A 16,791-nucleotide genomic window follows, 5' to 3' on the forward strand; every position below is an offset into this window, starting at 1 on the left:
GCCCGGGGGCTCCGGCCGCGCCGCCGCCGTCGGCGTGCGTGCGCGGGTGGGGTCAGACGGTGCGGGCCAGGTCGGCGGCGCCGGCGATACCGGCGGCCGAGCCCATCGAGGCGAGCACCACCTCGGCGCGCGGGCGGTGCACCCCGCCGGTCAGGTAGTGCTCGAAGGCCTTGGCGACCGGGTCGAGCAGCAGCCGGCCGGAGTCGGAGACGCCGCCGCCGAGCACGAAGACGCCCGGGTCGAAGAGCGCGGCGAGGTCGGCCATGCCCCGGCCCAGCCAGTCGGCCAGCTCGGCGTAGCACTCCAGGGCGAGCGGGTCGCCCTCCTCGGCGGCCTGGGTGATGTGGATGCCGCGGATGGTCTCGGCGACGCCGTCGTTGAGCTCCAGCATCCGCTTGCCGTGGACCGTGTCGGCGGCCGCCTTCTCCCGGCCGTAGCGGCGCAGCGCCCGGCCGGAGCCGTACTGCTCCCAGCAGCCCTTGCCGCCGCAGCCGCAGGGCAGGCCGTCCGGGACCATGTTGAGGTGGCCGATCTCGCCGGCCACGCCGAACCGGCCGCGGTGCAGCCGGCCGTCCAGGACGATGCCGCCGCCGATGCCGGTGCCGACGGTGATCAGCACCATGTCGTCGTGGTCGGCGGCCGCGCCGAAGCGGAACTCGGCCCAGGCGGCGCAGTTGGCGTCGTTCTCGACCACGGTGTCGAGGCCGGTGAGCTCCTCGATCCGGGTGCGCAGCGGCTCGTCCTCCCAGTCGATGTTGGGGGCGAAGATCACCGTGGAACGGTTCCGGTCGACGAAGCCGGGGGCGCCGACGCCGGCCGCGGCCACGTCGGGGTACTGCTCCTTGAGCTCGCGCACGGCCTGCGCGATGGCGTCGACCGCCCACTGCGGGTCGGCCGGGGTGGGCACCCTGGTCCTGGCCAGGATCTCGCCCGCCTCGTTGACCACGCCTGCCGCGATCTTGGTCCCGCCGACGTCGACGCCGATGGTCAGAGCCATGTGTCCCTCAGCTATTCACTCGTTCCCGCTGGACGGAACGGTACCGCCCAACCCTGGCCCCCGTACACACCGTCGCATACATTAACCGAAGACAATTTGCGGCCAAGCGCGCCGAGCTCATTCAAAAGTCGTACATTCTTACCCGCTCCGTCACAGCATGAAGTCAGGCCGTCACTCGCTCGGGATCAGGTCTTCACTGCTTGTCGGACGGACCGTCAGACGTGTCGAGGTCGATCCGCTCGCTGCGGGCGCTCCCGCCGGCGGTCCAGCGGTGCTCGTGGCCGGCCACCGCGGCCCGGTACGCGGCCAGCAGCTCACCGCCGACGGCGGCCAGCCCGCCGCCCGCCGCGGCCAGGTGCCGGTACACGTCGGGCTGCTGCTCGCGCAGGCGGTCGGCGAGGCCGGCCAGCGAGATCAGGGTGTCGGCGCTCGCCTCCTGCGCCTTCTGGCCGACGACGGTGGCGAACCGGCGCACCTCGTCCACCAGCGGGCCCAGCTCGGGGCCGAACGGGTGTCCGTCGGTCTGCTCGGTGCGGTCGTCGGCAGTGGTCATCGCGCGCGTCTCCTCGGTTCCGGCCGCGCCTGCGGCCACTCCCCTCGACGCTACCGGACCGGCCCCGCGTACCGGCCGGGTCGGAAGGCCCGAAGGCCGGGACGCCGAGGCGCCGAGGCGCCGGGACGGCGGACGGCGGACGGCACCGGCGTCCGAAAGCCGGAGCGTCCGAAGGCCGGGAGCGCCCGAAGGCCCGAGCGCCGAAGGCGCGCCGGAGGCGGCCGGGGGCTCGGCCATTCCGAGGGGTGAGGCTCAGCCGCGCGGCCAGAGCGCCAGATCCGGCGCGAACCGGACGGCGAGCACCCCGTCGTGCAGCCCAGCGCCCGCGACCGTGCAGCGGCGCAGCGCCGAGGGCAGGGCGAGCACCCGCCGGTGGGCGCCCAGGCCGACCACCAGCTCGTCGCCGCGCCGGACCAGGTCCAGGTCGGCCCGGTCGGCGCCGGGCAGCGCGAGGTGCCAGACCAGCAGACCGTCCTCGGCCAGCCGGTCCTCGACCGGCCACGGCCCGGACGCGAGCGGCACCGGTCCGGGCCCGTCGCCGTAGAGGCGGTCCGCGACGGCCTCAAGGGTGGCCTCGGCCAGACCGGTGACCAGCACCGGGACGTCGCTCGCGGCGGCCAGGGCGGCCAGCTCCTCCTCCCGGCGGCGGGCCAGCCCGGCCAGCCAGGGGTCCGGCGAGCCGGTCGCGCCCTCCGGCAGCGCGCCGTGGACGACCACGGCGTCCGGCCGGTGCCCGTGCAGGGCCAGCCCGGCGCGGATCCGGCGCAGTTCCTCGTACGGGTGGCCGTCCGCGGCGGTGACCAGGCGGACGCTGGTACCGGGCGCGGTGAGTGCGGCCCGGGCATCGGCGAGCGCGCCGGCCGCCTTGGTCCGGGCCTCGTACAGCCAGTCGGCGGGCATCGGGACCCCGGCCAGCCCGGCCAACAGCGGGCGCAGCGCCCGGGCGGCCTGGCGCTGCTCGGGGACGAGCCGGGCGAGGTAGCGCTCCAGCTGCTCGGGCAGGGCGAGCGTGCCGATCAGCTCGGCGGGCGGCGGGGCGAGCACCACCAGGACGTCGGCCTCGGCGGCGGGCAGGGCGCGCAGCAGGGCGAGCCGGGCGGTGCCGGGGAGGGCGGTGAGCTCCTCGGGGTCGAGCGGGTCGGCGCCGAGCAGGTCGAGGGCGGGCTTGAGCCGGCCGCCGATCTCGCCGAGGGCGTGCCGGAAGGCGGCCTGCTCGTCGATCCGGGCCACGGTCAGCCCGGGCGCGTACCCGGCCGGTTCGGGCTCCAGCCGGACGCCGAGGACGGTGTCCAGGGCCCGGTGCGGGTCGTCGGCGGCCAGCAGCAGGGTGCGGTGGCCCCGCCGGGCGGCGTGCAGCGCGGTGGCGGCGGCCACCGTGGGCGCCGCCGCGTCGCCGCTGACCAGGATGGTGCGTGTGGCCGTCATGCCGTGCTGCCCCCGTGCTTCCGTGCGTCAGCCCTCGACGCGCTTCTTCAGCCCGGCGAGCGCGCGGTCGATGATGACCTTCTCGGCCTTGCGCTTGATCATGCCGAGCATCGGGATCTTGACGTCGACGGCGAGCTGGTAGGTGACCTCGGTGCGGCCGCCGTCGAGCGGGGCGAGCGCGTAGGAGCCGTCCAGCGAGCGGAGCATCTGGCTGCGCACCAGCGTCCAGCTGACCTCGCGGTCGTCGTCCCAGGTGTAGGCGAGGACGTGCTCGTCGCGGATGGCGCCGGCGTCGAGGAGCAGGCGCACCTGGGCGGCGCGGCCGTTCTCGGCGGTCTCCAGCACCTCGATCTCCTTGACCTCGCCGGTCCAGGCCGGGTAGGCGGCGAAGTCGGCGATCACGGCCATGACCTTCGCCGGGGTCGCGTCGATGGTGATGCTCGACCTGGTGTGCTCCGCCATGGAATGGCCCTCCGCGTCGTCCCTTGCTGCCGGCCCGGCCGAGCCTGCTCGGTCGGGTGCGCCCGGAGCAGGCTATCGCGCCCGGGAGTGCCCGCCGGTCCAGGGCGGGGGTCTGCCGGGACCGGGCGGAACGCGGGCCCGGCCCGGGGAGCGGCGGCCTACCGACCGGTCACCCCGGGGCTGCCGTAGGGTGCCATTCGAACGACCCGGTCACGGCCTGGTCGGACGGGTAAAGGTGTGACACTTCGAACACCGGAGCCGACCCCCCTGGCCGAAGCTGCCTACCGGGCAGTAACGTCCTGCCGTCCCGCAGCGTCGCGAACGAGGAGCAGTCTTGCTCGACTTCAGCCTTCCGGCCCTCTACCAGGTACCGAGCGGCGGTAACCTCTCCGACCTCGTGCACCAGAACGCCGAGAAGCACCCGGACGTCGCGGTGCTCAGCCGCAAGGTGGACGGCCGCTGGCAGGAGTTGACGGCCGCCCAGTTCCTGGTCGAGGTGCACGCCGCGGCCAAGGGGCTGATCGCCGCGGGCATCGGCCCGGGCGACCGGGTGGGCATCATGTCCCGCACCCGTTACGAGTGGACGCTGCTGGACTTCGCGATCTGGACGGCCGGCGCGATCACCGTGCCGGTGTACGAGACCTCCTCCGCCGAGCAGGTCGAGTGGATCCTCGGCGACTCCGGCGCGGTCGCCGTCCTCACCGAGACCGACCAGCACGCCGAGGTGGTCGCGGAGGTCCGTGACCGCCTTCCGGAGCTGAAGCACACCTGGCAGTTCGAGGCCGGCGGGGTGGCCGCGCTGGCCGAGGCCGGGCGGGACGTCACCGACGCGACCGTGGCCGAGCGCCGCTCGATCGCGAACGCCGACTCGATCGCCACCATCGTCTACACCTCGGGCACCACCGGCCGCCCGAAGGGCTGTCAGCTCACCCACGCCAACTTCATGGCGGAGTGCGGCAACGTGGTGGAGCGGCTGGCCCCGCTGTTCCGCACCGGCGAGAGCTCGGTGCTGCTCTTCCTGCCGCTGGCCCACGTGCTCGGCCGGATCGCCGAGATCGCCCCGGCGATGGCGCCGATCAAGCTCGGCCACGTCTCGGACATCAAGGACGTCACCGCCGAGCTGGCCGCGTTCCGGCCGACGCTGATCCTGGGCGTGCCCAGGGTCTTCGAGAAGGTCTACAACACCGCCCGCGCGAAGGCCCAGGCCGACGGCAAGGGCAAGATCTTCGACAAGGCCGCGGAGACCGCCATCGCGTACAGCCGGGCGCTGGACGCCGGCGGCGCCGGGTTCGGCCTGCGGATCAAGCACGCGGTCTTCGACAAGCTGGTCTACAGCAAGCTGCGCGCCGCGCTCGGCGGCCGGGCCACCCACGCGATCTCCGGCGGCGCCCCGCTCGGCGAGCGGCTCGGCCACTTCTACCGGGGCATCGGCTTCACCGTCCTGGAGGGCTACGGCCTGACCGAGACCTGCGCGGCCACCGCCTTCAACCCGTGGGACAAGCCGAAGATCGGCACGGTCGGCCAGCCGCTGCCCGGCTCCGCCGTCCGGATCGCCGAGGACGGCGAGGTGCTGTTCAAGGGCCCGCAGGTGTTCACCGGCTACTGGAACAACCCGCAGGCCACCGCCGACACCCTGAAGGACGGCTGGATCTCCACCGGCGACCTCGGCTCGCTGGACTCCGAGGGCTACCTCACCATCACCGGCCGCAAGAAGGAGATCATCGTCACCGCGGGCGGCAAGAACGTCGCCCCGGCCGTGATCGAGGACCGGATCCGGGCGCACGCGCTGATCGGCGAGGTGATGGTGGTCGGCGACCGCAAGCCGTTCATCGGCTGCCTGGTCACCCTGGACGAGGACTTCTTCCCCAAGTGGAAGGAGCTGAACGGCAAGCCGGTCACCGCCACGGTCGCCGAGCTGCGCGACGACCCGGACCTGCTGGCCGCCATCCAGACCGCGGTGGACGACGGCAACGCGGCCGTCTCGCACGCCGAGGCGGTCAAGAAGTTCCGGCTGCTCGACACCGTCTTCTCCGAGGAGAGCGGGCACCTCACGCCCTCGCTCAAGCTCAAGCGCAACGTCGTGCTGAAGGACTTCGCGGCCGACGTCGAGGCCATCTACCAGCGCTGACCGGACACGGAGGAGGGGGCCCGGCGGACCCCCCTCCTCAGCGCGCGCTCAGCCCGCCAGCAGCGAGGTCAGCCGGCCGGCCAGCAGGTCCCACCGCCAGGAGCGGTCCACCCAGCGGCGGCCGGCCTCGCCCATCCGCCGGCGCAGCTCCTCGTCGTTCAGCAGCCGGACGATCCGCTCGGCCGCCGCGGCGGGCGAGCCGCCCGGCACCACGTAGCCGGTCTCGCCCTCCAGCACCGCGTCCGGCGCACCGCCGGAGTCCCCGGCCACCACCGGCAGACCGGTCGCCGAGGCCTCCAGGTAGACGATGCCCAGGCCCTCGACGTCCAGCCCGCCCCGGCGGGTGCGGCAGGGCATCGCGAAGACGTCCCCGGCGCCGTAGTGCGCGGGCAGCTCCTCCCACGGCACCGAGCCGGTGAACCGCACCGAGGGGCGCACGCCGCGGGCGTCGGCCAGCTTCTCCAGGTCCGCCCGGTACGGGCCGCCGCCGACGATCAGCAGCACGGCGTCCGGCACGTCCGCGAGGATCTGCGGCATCGCCTCGATCAGGGTGTCCTGGCCCTTGCGCGGCACCAGCCGGGAGACGCAGACCACCACCGGCCGGTCGGCCAGGCCGAGCCGCTCGCGCACCGCGGCGCCGCCCGAGTCCGGGTGGAAGGTCCGCTCGTCCACGCCCGGCGGCAGCTGCACCATCCGCGCGGCCGCCTCCGGGCCCACCGCGTCGGCGATCCGGGAGCGGGTGTACTCGCCGAGGTAGGTGAGCACGTCGGTGCCCTCGCCGATCCGCCGCAGCAGCCGGCGGGCCACCGGCAGCTGGGCCCAGGCCGCCTCGTGCCCGTGGGTCATGCCGAGCAGCCGGCCGGCCCCGGCCCGGCGCAGGACGGGCGCCATCAGCCCGAGCGGGGCGGCCGCGCCGAACCAGACCGAGTCGCACTTCTCGGCCCTCAGGATCTCGGCCGCCCGCCGGGTCACCCGCGGTGTGGGAACCATCACCTTCGTGCGGTCCCGGATCACCGGGAAGGGCTGCTCGGCGTCGAAGCGGGCCACCTCGGCGCCGTCCCGCCAGGTCGAGGCGTAGACCACGACGCTCCCTGCGGGCTGACGGACGGCCATGTTGTGCACGAAGGCCTGGATGCCGCCGGGTCGCGGCGGGAAGTCGTTGGTGACGATCAAGGTCTTGTGCATCAGGCCACGGCTCGCTCGGTCGGGGGGTGCTCGGTGTACCGCTGGGTGATCCGTACGATAGGTCAACACCATGACCCGCCGGGAACGGATCCGCGCACGGCAACCGTTTCACCCCCGGGTCTGTCCTAGTACCTAGGCAGCCGGTGGGGCCCGCCCGGACGACGGCGCAGCGCCTGCCACCGACCGCCCGGGCGTCCGTCTCGCGACGCCTCCGGTGGGACGTCCGAGACGAACGAGGGAGCGCAGTGGAGTTGGCCCCGGCCACCGAGTCCGGTACCCCCAGCAGCGCCGACGGCCCCGGCACGGCGCTGGCCGTCCGCCAGGAGCCCGTCCAGGCCGCCGGCCGCCCCTCCGGGCGAGCGGGCGCGGTCTGCGCCCTCGGCGGGGCCTGGCTGGCCACCCGGACGCTGCTGGTGCTGCTGGTGACCGGCGTGCTGCGGATGCCCGGCGGGGACATCACCACCGACGTCTGGCTGATCTACCACGGCTGGTACGGCGTGCTGCAGACCGGCACCTTCCCGCTGGACGACGTCACCTGGCAGTACCCGCCCGGCGCCGCCCTGGTCATCCTGCTGCCGGGACTGCTGCCCTGGTCGTACCTGGTCTCCTTCTGGGTGATCTGCGGGATCGCCGACGCGGCCGCGATGGCCCTGCTGGTGCGCACCGGGCTGCGCAAGGGCCGGGCGCTGACCGGCGCCTGGGTCTGGGTGGCCGGCGTCCCGCTGCTCGGCCCGATGATCTACAACCGGTACGACGTGATCGTCACCGCGGTCGCGGTGGCCGGTCTGCTGGCGCTGATCCGGCGCCCGGCGATCGGCGGGATGCTGCTCGGCCTGGGCGGGATCATCAAGGTCTGGCCGCTGCTCGGCCTGATGGGCACGCCGTCCGGCCGGCGCACCCGCCGCTCCTGGACGGCCGCGGCCGCCGCCTGCGTCTCGGTCGGCTTCCTGCTCGCGGCCGGGATGAACGGCGCGTTCGAGTTCCTGACGTTCCAGAAGGACCGCGGCGTCGAGGTGGAGTCGGTCGGCGCGCTGCCGCTGCACTTCGCCCGGATCGCCGGGGCCTGGGACGGCAAGGTGATGATGAACTACGGCTCGGTGGAGATGCTCGGGCCGTGGGTGCCGGTGGTCTCCAAGGTGATGCTGGCCGGCACCCTGCTGGGCTTCGGCTGGCTGCTGCTCTGGCGCTTCACCGCCAAGCGCCGCAACGCCGCCACCATGTACGACGCGGCGCTGGCCGCACTGCTGGTCTTCACCGTGACCAGCCGGGTGATCAGCCCGCAGTACCTGGTCTGGCTGGTCGGCGTCGCGGCGGTCTGCCTGACCGTGCGCGGCAGCAGCCAGCGGCCGGTGGCGGTGCTGATCCTGGCCGCGACGCCGCTGACCCTGGTGGAGTTCCCGCTGATGTTCAGCGAGGTGGTCGGCAGCGACCCGACGGCGATCACCGTGCTGACCCTGCGCAACCTGCTGCTGCTCGCCGCCACCGGGCTCTCCTGCGTCCGGCTCTGGCGTTCCACCCGCGGCGACGCCCCGCTGCCGCCCACCGTGGTGCTGGCCCGCCCGGAGCCGGCGCCGGCCGCCGCGTACTCGGTGCGGCCGGGCATCGCGTACGAGCAGGACCTGCTGGACGGCATCGACCGCCCGGCCGCCCCCAGCGAGCGCCGCTAAGCACCCTGGACAGGTGCTAGCCCTTCAGCCGCCGCACCTCGTCGAGCCACAGGCCGGTGAACTCGCCCAGCCCGAGGCCGAGTTCGGCCCGGAGCACGCCGTCCATCCACTGCTCCCGGCCCTCGTTCCCCCCGCCTGACGGCCGGGCGGCGCCCCCAGGGCCGGCCGCCGCCACCGCGCGGTAGAGGCCGACCAGGCGCTCGGGCCCGTACCTGCGGGCGATCAGCTCGCAGGCCAGCCAGGCCTGCTCGTAGGCCTGGGCGATGCCGTCGGCCCCGGCGGTGAAGGCCTGGTCGGCGGGCAGCGCCGAGGGCAGCCGGCCGGCGGCGACGTCGCGGGCCAGCTCGGGGGCGATCTGCTTCGGTGACCGGCCCGAGCCGCGGTAGCCGGTCCAGTCGGCGACGCCCTCGGACAGCCAGAGCGGCGTCCAGGCCCGGGTGTCGGCCCGGGTCGCCACGTGCACCGCCTCGTGGGTGACGACCACCTGGCGGCCGAAGTCGCTGAGCCCGCCGAACGCCTCGGGGTTGACCAGCACCCGGTCGGCCGGGGTGTGCCAGGGCGCGCCGGGCGCCGCGGTGGTGACCGCCGCCATGCCGGCCCAGCTCGCCGTGTCGGCCTCCAGCAGGCGGGCGAACTGCTGCTCGGTGGCGGGCAGTTGGAGCAGCAGCCGCCCGGCCCAGTGCTCGCCCCAGACCGCGCCGACCGCCGGCACGGCACGGTCGGCGGCGGCGGCGAGCGCCGAAGGGTCCGGCCCGCCGGCCACGCCGAGCACCAGGGAGTGGTCGCCGCGCACGGTCGTGACGGTGCCGAGGTCCCACAGCGGCGGCGGGCCGCCCGTGCTCTCCTCCCGCTCGACCTGCCAGCCCCCGTCGGTGCGCCGCAGCGCCAGCCGGCGTGGGTACACCACCGGGTACGCGTCGTAGCCGGCCACCTGGACGGTCAGCTCGGCGGTGGCGGTGAGCCGGTCGGGCGCACCGCCGGGGCCGAGCACCAGGTTCCGGTAGCCGGCCTCGGCCAGCGGCAGTGCGGGCGGCCCGGCGGCCAGGGCCCGGGCCCGCGCGGCCAGCAGCGCGGCCACCTCGGCCCGGTGGTCCGCCACCGCCGCGGCGGGCGCGGCCGGCGCGGCGCCGGGCAGCGAGAGCTGGGCCAGCCCGCCGGCGGCGAGCAGCAGCGCGCCGCGCCGGGACAGCACGCAGCGGCGGACCCCGGGGTCACCGTCCGGCCGCCGGGCCGGGGGCGCGCCGGCGGGAGGCGGGATGAGTCCGGGGCGACTCAGAGCCGGATCACCCCGGCGACCGGCATGGCGTTGACGCTCTCGTACCGCACCTTGGCGCCCGGGTAGGGGGCGTGCACGATCACCCCGCCGCCGGCGTACATGCCGACGTGGTGCATGTCCCGGTAGAAGATCACCAGGTCTCCCGGTCGCGCGTCGGAGAGGCTGACCCGCTGGCCGGCGTACGCCTGGGCCTGCGAGGTGCGCGGCAGGGTCACTCCGGCCTGCCGCCAGCTCCAGTACATCAGACCGGAGCAGTCGAACGCACGGGGCCCGGTGGATCCGTACACGTAGGGCGCGCCGATCATCTTCACGGCGGCGGCCAGGGCGGCGGCGCCGCGTTCGGAGGCGGGCGGAGTGGTGCCCAGGTCGAGCCGGTCGGTGCCGCGGGTGGCGCGCTGCTCGGCCTCGCGGGCGTCCTGGGCGGTCATCCGGGCCCGCTCGCCGGCGTCCAGGCTGTTGAGCAGCTTCTGCGCCGCGGCCAGCCGCTGCTGGATCTGCTGCTTGCCCTCGGCGAGCGCGCGGCGGGTCTGGTCCAGTTCGGCGAGTTTGACGGAGGTCTCGGCCCGGCGCTGGTCGAGCCGGCGCTGACGGGCCACCACCTCGTGCAGGGTGTCGTTCTGCCGCTCGGCCTCCTGGTCGAGGGAGCGGGCCCTGGAGAGGTAGCCCTCGGGGTCGGTGGAGAGCATCAGCTGGACGGTCCGGGCCAGGCCGCCGCCGCGGTATTCGGCGCCGGCCACGGTGGCGAGGTCGCCGCGCAGCTGGTTGAGCTCGTCCTGGGCGACGGCGACCTGCTGCTGCAGGGTGCCGGTCTCGTGCTGCAGCCGCTGCTGGGCGTCGAGCGCCGCGTTGTACTTCTCGGAGGCCTGCTCGGCCTCGTCGTAGAGCTGCTCGACCTGGGCCTTGACGTCCTTGCGGTTCGACGGCGCGTCCGGCGCGCCGGGGGCGGCCTGGGCGGTGCCGCCGGCCGCCATGCCCAGGACGGTGGTGGCCGCCGCGGTGAGCACCAGCGCACGGGCGAGAGCGTGCGCACCTGACAGCGGGGAACGGCGGTGCACGGCCATGCGACGGCGGCTCCAATCCTGCGGCCCGGCCCCGCCGCCGCACCGGGGCGGGCGGCTCTCCAGCGGGAGTCCGGTGGCAGACGTTAGCGAGTCCGGGCGAGCGAGTCCAAACCCCTCCCAACCCGAATATTCGCCCACCAATCGGACATCAGCCCGAGCCGCCGGAAAAGCCGCAGGCCCGGCCTCCCGCGAGGGAGACCGGGCCCGTGAGCGCCCGAGCGGGGATCAGACCCGCACGATGGAGGCCAGCGGCATGTTGGAGACGGCCTCGTAGCGGACCGACGCACCCGGCTTGGGAGCGTGCAGCACCTGGCCGTTGCCCGCGTAGATCCCGACGTGGTGGGCGTCGCTGTAGAAGATCAGCAGGTCGCCGGGCTGGGCCTGGGAGATGTCCGAGCCGATCCGGGTGCCGGCACCCGCCTGCTCCTGGGAGGTGCGCGGCAGCGACACGTCGACCTGGTTGAACGCCCAGACCATCAGGCCCGAGCAGTCGAAGGAGTTCGGGCCCGCGGCGCCGTAGACGTACGGGCTGCCGACCTTGGTGGCCGCGATGGACAGCGCGGCGGCGCCGCGCGAGCTGCCCGCGGCGACCGGCTTGGGGGCCGGCGTGGACGCCTGCGAACTGCCGCTGAGGTCGGTGCGGCCGCTGTCGCGCGAGGCGCGGTCGGCGTCCGCCTTCGCGGTGGCCGCGGCCTTGGCGGCGGCGTCCGCCTTCGCCTTCGCCTCGGCGGCGGCCTTCTCCTCGGCCGCGCGCATCGCCTGGCGCTCCTGCTCGGTCAGCGTGTTGAGCAGCTCCTGGGCCTTGGCCAGCTTGGCCTGGACCTCCTCCTTGGAGGCCTTCAGCTGCTGGGTGGTGGCCTCCAGCTCGCCGAGCTTGGCCTGGGCCTCGTTGCGGTCCTGGTCGAGCCTGCGCTGCTGCTCCTGGAGCTCCTTCAGCGCGCCGGACTGGGTGCTGCTCGCCTGGGTCAGGGCCCCGGCCTGGTTGAGGAAGTTGTCCGGGCTGGACGAGAGCATCAGCTGGACGGTCGACGATATGCCGCCGGTGCGGTACTGCTCGCCGGCGATCTCGGCGAGGCCGCCCTGCGCGTCGGTGACCGCGGCCTGCTGGCGGGCCACCTTGTCCTGCAGCTGGCCGACCTGCTTCTGCAGCTCCTGCTGCTTGGCCTGGGCGCCGTTGTACTTCTCGGTCGCCTGCTCGGCCTGCTCGTTGAGCTGGTCGACCTGCTCCTTGACCTGGTCCTTGGTCGGCGTCGGGTCGGCGTGGGCACCGGACTGCGCGGAGAGGGCGACGGCGGCGGCGGCGACGCCGGTCAGGATCGAGACCTTGGCGCGGCCGGCAGGCTTGGGACGACGATGGGACGCCACGAAGGCGGACTCCTTCTTCCAACGCCCGCCTACCGGGTGAGCTGACGGGTTCGGGCCGGAAGCTGCCCTACGACGCCTCACCGGCCGTTCCACCGGCCGACCTGGCGCCGATTCACCCCGGAGGAACGTGGTTCCCCGGCTCCGCTCCACAGCGCCCCCGACTGCTGGGCTCCCCGTCCGACAGGTCGTGCGACCCGTCCCGCTGCTTCACGAACTCGGCGGTAAACCACCGCCGCCACCCGGGCTGGGTGATCGACTGTGCGGTGGTTCGAGGCACGACCCTAGTAACAGAACCGTGATCCGTTCAAATCCTTGTCAGAAAAAAGACGGAAGAATAACCAAGTTCATTTGTGAATATGACCGGGCGTGATCGGTGCCGTACGCGGAGCTGATCGCTTGTCACCCTGCCGCCGGACACGCCGGCGCCACCCCGGCTCCGGGGTGGCGCGGATCACAGGGCCGGGACGCGGCCCGCGGGCGTGTCGGTCCGTCAGACCCGGCGGATGGTGTTGATCGGCATCGCGTCGGCCTTCATCACCTTGACCACGTCACCGGTGTGCGGCGCGTGCACCACCATGCCGTTGCCGATGTACATCCCGACGTGGCTGCGGTCGCTGCGGTAGATGATCAGGTCGCCGGGCTGGGCCTCGGCGAGCGAGGGCACCCGGGCGCCGACGTTGCCCTGCGCCTGCGAGGTGCGCGGCAGCGAGATGCCGGCCTTCCCGTACGCCCAGACCATCAGGCCGGAGCAGTCGAAGGTGCTCGGGCCGGTGGCGCCCCAGACGTACGGCGAGCCCTGCTTGCTCATCGCGTTGGACACGGCCGCACCGGCGTAGCCGCCGGCCTGCGGCAGGCTGCCCAGGTCGGCCCGCTCGGAGCCGCGCGAGGCCCGGTCCTCCTGCTGCTGCTGGGCGCGCAGGGCGGCCCGGTCGGCCGCGCTGAGCGAGTTCAGCAGGTCCTGGGCCTCCTTGAGCTTCTTGTTGACGTCCGCCTTGGCCTGGTTCAGGTCCTTGGTGGTGCTGTCCAGCGAGGCCAGGATGGCGGCCGCCTCGGCCTTCTGCTGGTCCAGCCGGCGCTGCTGGTCCTGGAGGCCCTTGAGCGCCTCGGTCTGGCTGGAGCTGGCCTGCTGGACGCTGGAGGCCTTGTCCAGGTAGCCGGACGGGTCGGAGGAGAGCATCAGCTGGACGGACGGGTCGATGCCGCCGCTGCGGTACTGCTCGCCGGCCACCGCCGCCAGCCCGCCCTGAAGCTGGGTCATCTGGTCCTGGCCGCGGGCCACCTGGTCCTGCAGTTGGTCCGCCTGCTTGCGCAGCTGGTCCGCCCGCTCCTTGGCGCCGTTGTACTTCTCGGTCGCCTGCTCCGCCTCTTCCTGCAGCTGGTCGATCTGCGCCTTCACGTCGTCCTTCTTGGGGGACGGACTCGGTGCGGCGTGCGCGGCGACCTGGGCGGAGAGGGCGACCGCGGTCGCAGCGGCAGCGGTGAGCACGGAGACCCGCGCGCGGCTCGGCTGCTTGGGACGGCGGTGGGAGGCCAAGGGACCGGCTCCTTCTTCCAACGGACTCACCCGATCGGGTGAGAATCCGGAAAATAGGTTTGACGCCAGACCCTAGTGAAGATCCAGGCTTTCCGCCACTCCCCCGATGGCGTGAACTCCAGCCCGACGCCATGACTTCACGGAATCCCCACATCACCGCGAACCGGGCGCTGACCAGGTGTCACGCCGGTCCGGGCGGGGTTCGCGACAGCCTACGGCCGCGCCAGCCGGTTGAGCAGCAGCACCGAGGCGACGGGGCGCGCGCCCGCCTTCCGCACGCCCTCCGCGACCTCCCGGTCGGTGGAGACCACCACCACCGGCCGGCCCTGCGGCTCGGCCCGCACCAGGCGTCTGATCAGCTCGTCCGCCGTCTCCCCGGTCCGGCTGAACCGCACCCGGACCCCGCGCGGCGGCGCCATGATCACCGGCACGTCCAGGTCCTGCCCGTCGAACACACAGGTGACCTCCGCCTGGGTGCGCTGGGCCAGCATCGCCAGCCCGCCCAGCAGCCGGATCCGCTGCTGCTCCAGCGGCAGCGTCGGGTAGCCGGTCTTGGTCACGTTGTAGCCGTCCACCACCAGGTGGACCTGCGGGATCGCCAGCAGCTGGTCCAGCAGCGCCGGATCGTCCTCGGCCAGCCCGCGCCGGGCCACGTCGTGCGGCGAGGCCGCGCCCGGCACCACCGCCTCCACCAGGTCGGCCGGCCGGATCTGCGAGACCGGCAGCGCCAGCTCCCGCTGCAGGCCCTGCGCCGACTGCAGCACGGTGTCCAGCAGCAGCCGCAGCCGCATGTCCTCGACGCTGCGCCCCTCGCGGGCCGAACGGCGGCCCTGCTCGGCGGCGTTCTCCAGCTCGGAGATCCGGTGCCGGAGCCGGCGCGCCTCGCTCTCCGCCGCGCCGCGCTCGGCGGCGGCCTGCGCCTTCAGTGCCTCCAGTTCGGCGGCCAGCCGGCGGGTCTCGGCCTGCGCCCGGCGGGTGTCGCTCTCCAGCGACCGCACCTTCCGGCGCAGCGAGTCGGCCTCCCTGCGGACCTCCTCCGACTCGGCCCGCTGCCGGTCCAGGTCCGCCCGGGCCGCGGCCCGCACCTCGGCCAGCTCCGCCTGCAGCTTCTCCGCCAGCCGGGTCGCCTCGGCGGCCGCGCCCTCGGCGCCGGCCCGCTCGGCCTCCTCGCCGGCCTCGGCGACCAGCCGGCTCCAGCCCGCCGAGCGCACCAGGTAGGCGGCGGCCGCGACGTCCATCGGATCGGCGGCCCCGGGCACGCTGCCCGACTCCAGCGCCTTCACCAGATCGGGCTGGCCCAGCCGCAGCCGCTCCGCTATCCGCACCCGGAAGGCCGGCTCGGACTCCAGCGCGGCGGCCAGCGCGGTGGCCGCGTACTTGGCCCGCCGGGCCGGGGTGAACTTGGCGTACTGGCGCAGCGACTGGGGCAGCTCGCCAGGCGGCAGCCCGCCGAGCGCGTCGGCGGCGAGGCCGACCACCCGGCGGCGCACGCCCTCGGGCAGCGGCCGGTCGAGCTTCTCGGCGGCCTGCTCCGCCGGCGCGGAGCCGTCTTCCGCCGGCTCGTCACCGCCGGACTCCTCGCCGGTCGCGGGCCCGTCGGCGGCCGCCCCGGCGGGGGCCGCGGGGGCGGACGTGGCTTCCTCGGCCGCGTCCGGCGCCTGCGCGTCCACAGCGGGCTGCCGCCCCTGCGGCCCGGCGGGCTCCTTCGCTGCGTCCACCACGTCCTCGGCTCCGATCCTGGTCCAGTGGGTACGGCCGACGGCGGCCGCCCTCGTCGTCACGCTCCGTGCGCTCTGTCTGTATTGTCCCGTGCGGCGGGCGGCCGTGCCGCACACCGCCGCCTACCGCACGGGCCGGGCATCAACCCTGCTCGGCGGCCTCGTCGGCCTCGGCACCCGGGCGGGCCACCAGCTCGACCTGGTCCACCGCGTTGCACCAGCGGCAGCGCACCGACTCGACGGTCTCGCTGTGGACCTCGGTCTCCTCCACCTTGGACTCGCCGGCCAGGTCGAAGTGGAGGAACTCGGTCACCCGGGCGGTCCGGGTCACGTCGAAGCGGGTCAGGTTGCCGCACAGGGTGCAGCGCCAGCGCGTCTCGGCGGTCAGGGCGGGGACGGTCATCGGGGATCCTCTCGGGTGGTCCCTGGGTGGGCTCAGGCGCTCCCCCCGGAGCCCCGGCGTCGGCGGCGGGAGGCGGGAATGCCCGCCCCAAGCCTATTGCCTGGGGCAACCACGCCGACGACCGGTTACGACCATCGGCACCCCGCGGTGGCTCCCTAGCCCACCTGCCGTAAGCCCGGTGTCACCCGGGCCGGGCGGAGGGATGCTTGGCCCCATGGCGATCCCGGTCCTCGACCACACCGGTGCGCGGGGCGGCCGCCCGGCCGTGCCCGTCCCGGCCGTCAGCTACGCGCTGATCGCGCTCAACACCGTGGTCTTCCTGCTCGGCCCGGCCGCCGGACTCAATCCGCTGTACGGCCGCGGCCACGACCGGGTCTGCGCGGAGCAGCGGTACGAGCAGCGCTGGGGCGCCGTACCGGCGGAGCTGCTGGCCGGGCACCCGCTGACCGCCGAACAGCTCGCCGAGGCCCCCGACCCGGTACCCGGCTGCCCGGCGGCGGCGACGCCGGGCAAGCACCCGGCCCTGTCGGTGCTCAGCTCCCTCTTCCTGCACGCCGGCTGGCTGCACCTGCTGGGCAACCTGCTCTTCCTCCACGTCTTCGGCCCCACCGTCGAGGAACGGCTCGGCCGGGCCAGGTTCGCCCTCTTCTACCTGGCCGCCGGCTCGCTGGCCACCTACGGCTTCGCGCTGGCCGAGGCGCACTCGCCGGACTCGACCCGGGTGCTGATCGGTGCCTCGGGCGCGATCTCGGCCGTCCTCGGCGCCTACCTGCGCTTCCACCCGCGGGCCCGGGTGACCACGCTCGTCCCGCTGCTGTTCTTCCTGCCGCTGCGGTTCCCGGCCTGGCTGGTGCTCGGGCTCTGGTTCGCCCTGCAGTGGTGGTCGGTGCACTCCGCCGGGGCCGGGGTGGCCTACCTGGTGCACGTGATCGGCTTCTCGGCGGGCTTCCTGTACGGCTGCACCCTGGCCACCCGCCCCCCGCGCCGGCGGGGCTGACGCCCGCTACCCTGGCGGCA

Annotated in this window: 14 protein-coding genes and 1 riboswitch; of the genes, 3 read left to right on the top strand and 11 right to left on the bottom strand. The window is 74.5% G+C overall.

Translation table 11 applies throughout. The features are described from left to right. Nucleotides 1-52 precede the first annotated feature (52 nt). The 4 genes from ACFVHB_RS31395 to ACFVHB_RS31410 form a co-directional block, all read right to left on the bottom strand. Entirely contained in the window at nt 53-997 is a 945-nt protein-coding gene (locus ACFVHB_RS31395) for an ROK family glucokinase (RefSeq protein ID WP_380328979.1), read from the bottom strand. A 193-nt stretch (nt 998-1,190) separates the two neighbouring features. Next, a complete protein-coding gene (locus ACFVHB_RS31400) occupies nt 1,191-1,550 on the bottom strand; it encodes a DUF5304 family protein (RefSeq protein ID WP_380328981.1) in 360 nt (119 codons plus the stop codon). Between the two features lie 252 nt (nt 1,551-1,802). Further along, complete coding sequence (locus ACFVHB_RS31405; RefSeq protein ID WP_380328983.1) at nt 1,803-2,975, bottom strand: ArsA-related P-loop ATPase; 1,173 nt, start codon at nt 2,973-2,975, stop codon at nt 1,803-1,805. Nucleotides 2,976-3,002: 27 nt separating this feature from the next. Then, the gene (locus ACFVHB_RS31410; RefSeq protein ID WP_380328985.1) at nt 3,003-3,437 is read right to left on the bottom strand and encodes an SRPBCC family protein; all 435 of its coding nucleotides are present in this window, start codon (nt 3,435-3,437) and stop codon (nt 3,003-3,005) included. A gap of 334 nt (nt 3,438-3,771) precedes the next feature. On the opposite strand from ACFVHB_RS31410, the gene ACFVHB_RS31415 reads away from it, so the two are divergent. Then, nucleotides 3,772-5,565: an AMP-dependent synthetase/ligase gene (locus ACFVHB_RS31415; protein ID WP_380328987.1), complete on the top strand. Its 1,794-nt coding sequence runs from the start codon at nt 3,772-3,774 to the stop codon at nt 5,563-5,565. A gap of 48 nt (nt 5,566-5,613) precedes the next feature. Here ACFVHB_RS31415 and ACFVHB_RS31420 read toward each other — a convergent pair whose 3' ends face one another. After that, a complete protein-coding gene (locus tag ACFVHB_RS31420; protein WP_380328989.1) occupies nt 5,614-6,750 on the bottom strand; it encodes a glycosyltransferase family 4 protein in 1,137 nt (378 codons plus the stop codon). A gap of 245 nt (nt 6,751-6,995) precedes the next feature. On the opposite strand from ACFVHB_RS31420, the gene ACFVHB_RS31425 reads away from it, so the two are divergent. Beyond that, on the top strand, nt 6,996-8,417 hold the full coding sequence (locus ACFVHB_RS31425; protein ID WP_380328991.1) for a glycosyltransferase 87 family protein: 1,422 nt from the start codon (nt 6,996-6,998) through the stop codon (nt 8,415-8,417). 16 nt (nt 8,418-8,433) lie between these two features. On the opposite strand, the gene ACFVHB_RS31430 is transcribed toward ACFVHB_RS31425, so the two are convergent. The 6 genes from ACFVHB_RS31430 to ACFVHB_RS31455 form a co-directional block, all read right to left on the bottom strand. Continuing rightward, on the bottom strand, nt 8,434-9,609 hold the full coding sequence (locus ACFVHB_RS31430) for a hypothetical protein (protein WP_380328993.1): 1,176 nt from the start codon (nt 9,607-9,609) through the stop codon (nt 8,434-8,436). Between the two features lie 80 nt (nt 9,610-9,689). Beyond that, complete coding sequence (locus ACFVHB_RS31435; RefSeq protein WP_380328995.1) at nt 9,690-10,754, bottom strand: NlpC/P60 family protein; 1,065 nt, start codon at nt 10,752-10,754, stop codon at nt 9,690-9,692. A gap of 225 nt (nt 10,755-10,979) precedes the next feature. Then, a complete protein-coding gene (locus ACFVHB_RS31440; RefSeq protein WP_380328997.1) occupies nt 10,980-12,119 on the bottom strand; it encodes an NlpC/P60 family protein in 1,140 nt (379 codons plus the stop codon). Nucleotides 12,120-12,129: 10 nt separating this feature from the next. Continuing rightward, a riboswitch (cyclic di-AMP (ydaO/yuaA leader) is annotated at nt 12,130-12,283 on the bottom strand. A 326-nt stretch (nt 12,284-12,609) separates the two neighbouring features. Continuing rightward, on the bottom strand, nt 12,610-13,653 hold the full coding sequence (locus tag ACFVHB_RS31445; RefSeq protein WP_380328999.1) for an NlpC/P60 family protein: 1,044 nt from the start codon (nt 13,651-13,653) through the stop codon (nt 12,610-12,612). Between the two features lie 212 nt (nt 13,654-13,865). Next, nucleotides 13,866-15,323 carry an NYN domain-containing protein gene (locus ACFVHB_RS31450; protein WP_380329058.1) on the bottom strand — a complete coding sequence of 486 codons (1,458 nt, stop codon included), beginning with the start codon at nt 15,321-15,323 and terminating at the stop codon, nt 13,866-13,868. A gap of 190 nt (nt 15,324-15,513) precedes the next feature. After that, on the bottom strand, nt 15,514-15,774 hold the full coding sequence (locus ACFVHB_RS31455) for a hypothetical protein (RefSeq protein WP_380329001.1): 261 nt from the start codon (nt 15,772-15,774) through the stop codon (nt 15,514-15,516). A 214-nt stretch (nt 15,775-15,988) separates the two neighbouring features. On the opposite strand from ACFVHB_RS31455, the gene ACFVHB_RS31460 reads away from it, so the two are divergent. Then, nucleotides 15,989-16,771: a rhomboid family intramembrane serine protease gene (locus tag ACFVHB_RS31460; protein WP_380329003.1), complete on the top strand. Its 783-nt coding sequence runs from the start codon at nt 15,989-15,991 to the stop codon at nt 16,769-16,771. Nucleotides 16,772-16,791: the final 20 nt, after the last annotated feature.

It is taken from the genome of Kitasatospora sp. NPDC127111, assembly GCF_042677465.1.
Classification (GTDB): Bacteria; Actinomycetota; Actinomycetes; order Streptomycetales; family Streptomycetaceae; genus Kitasatospora.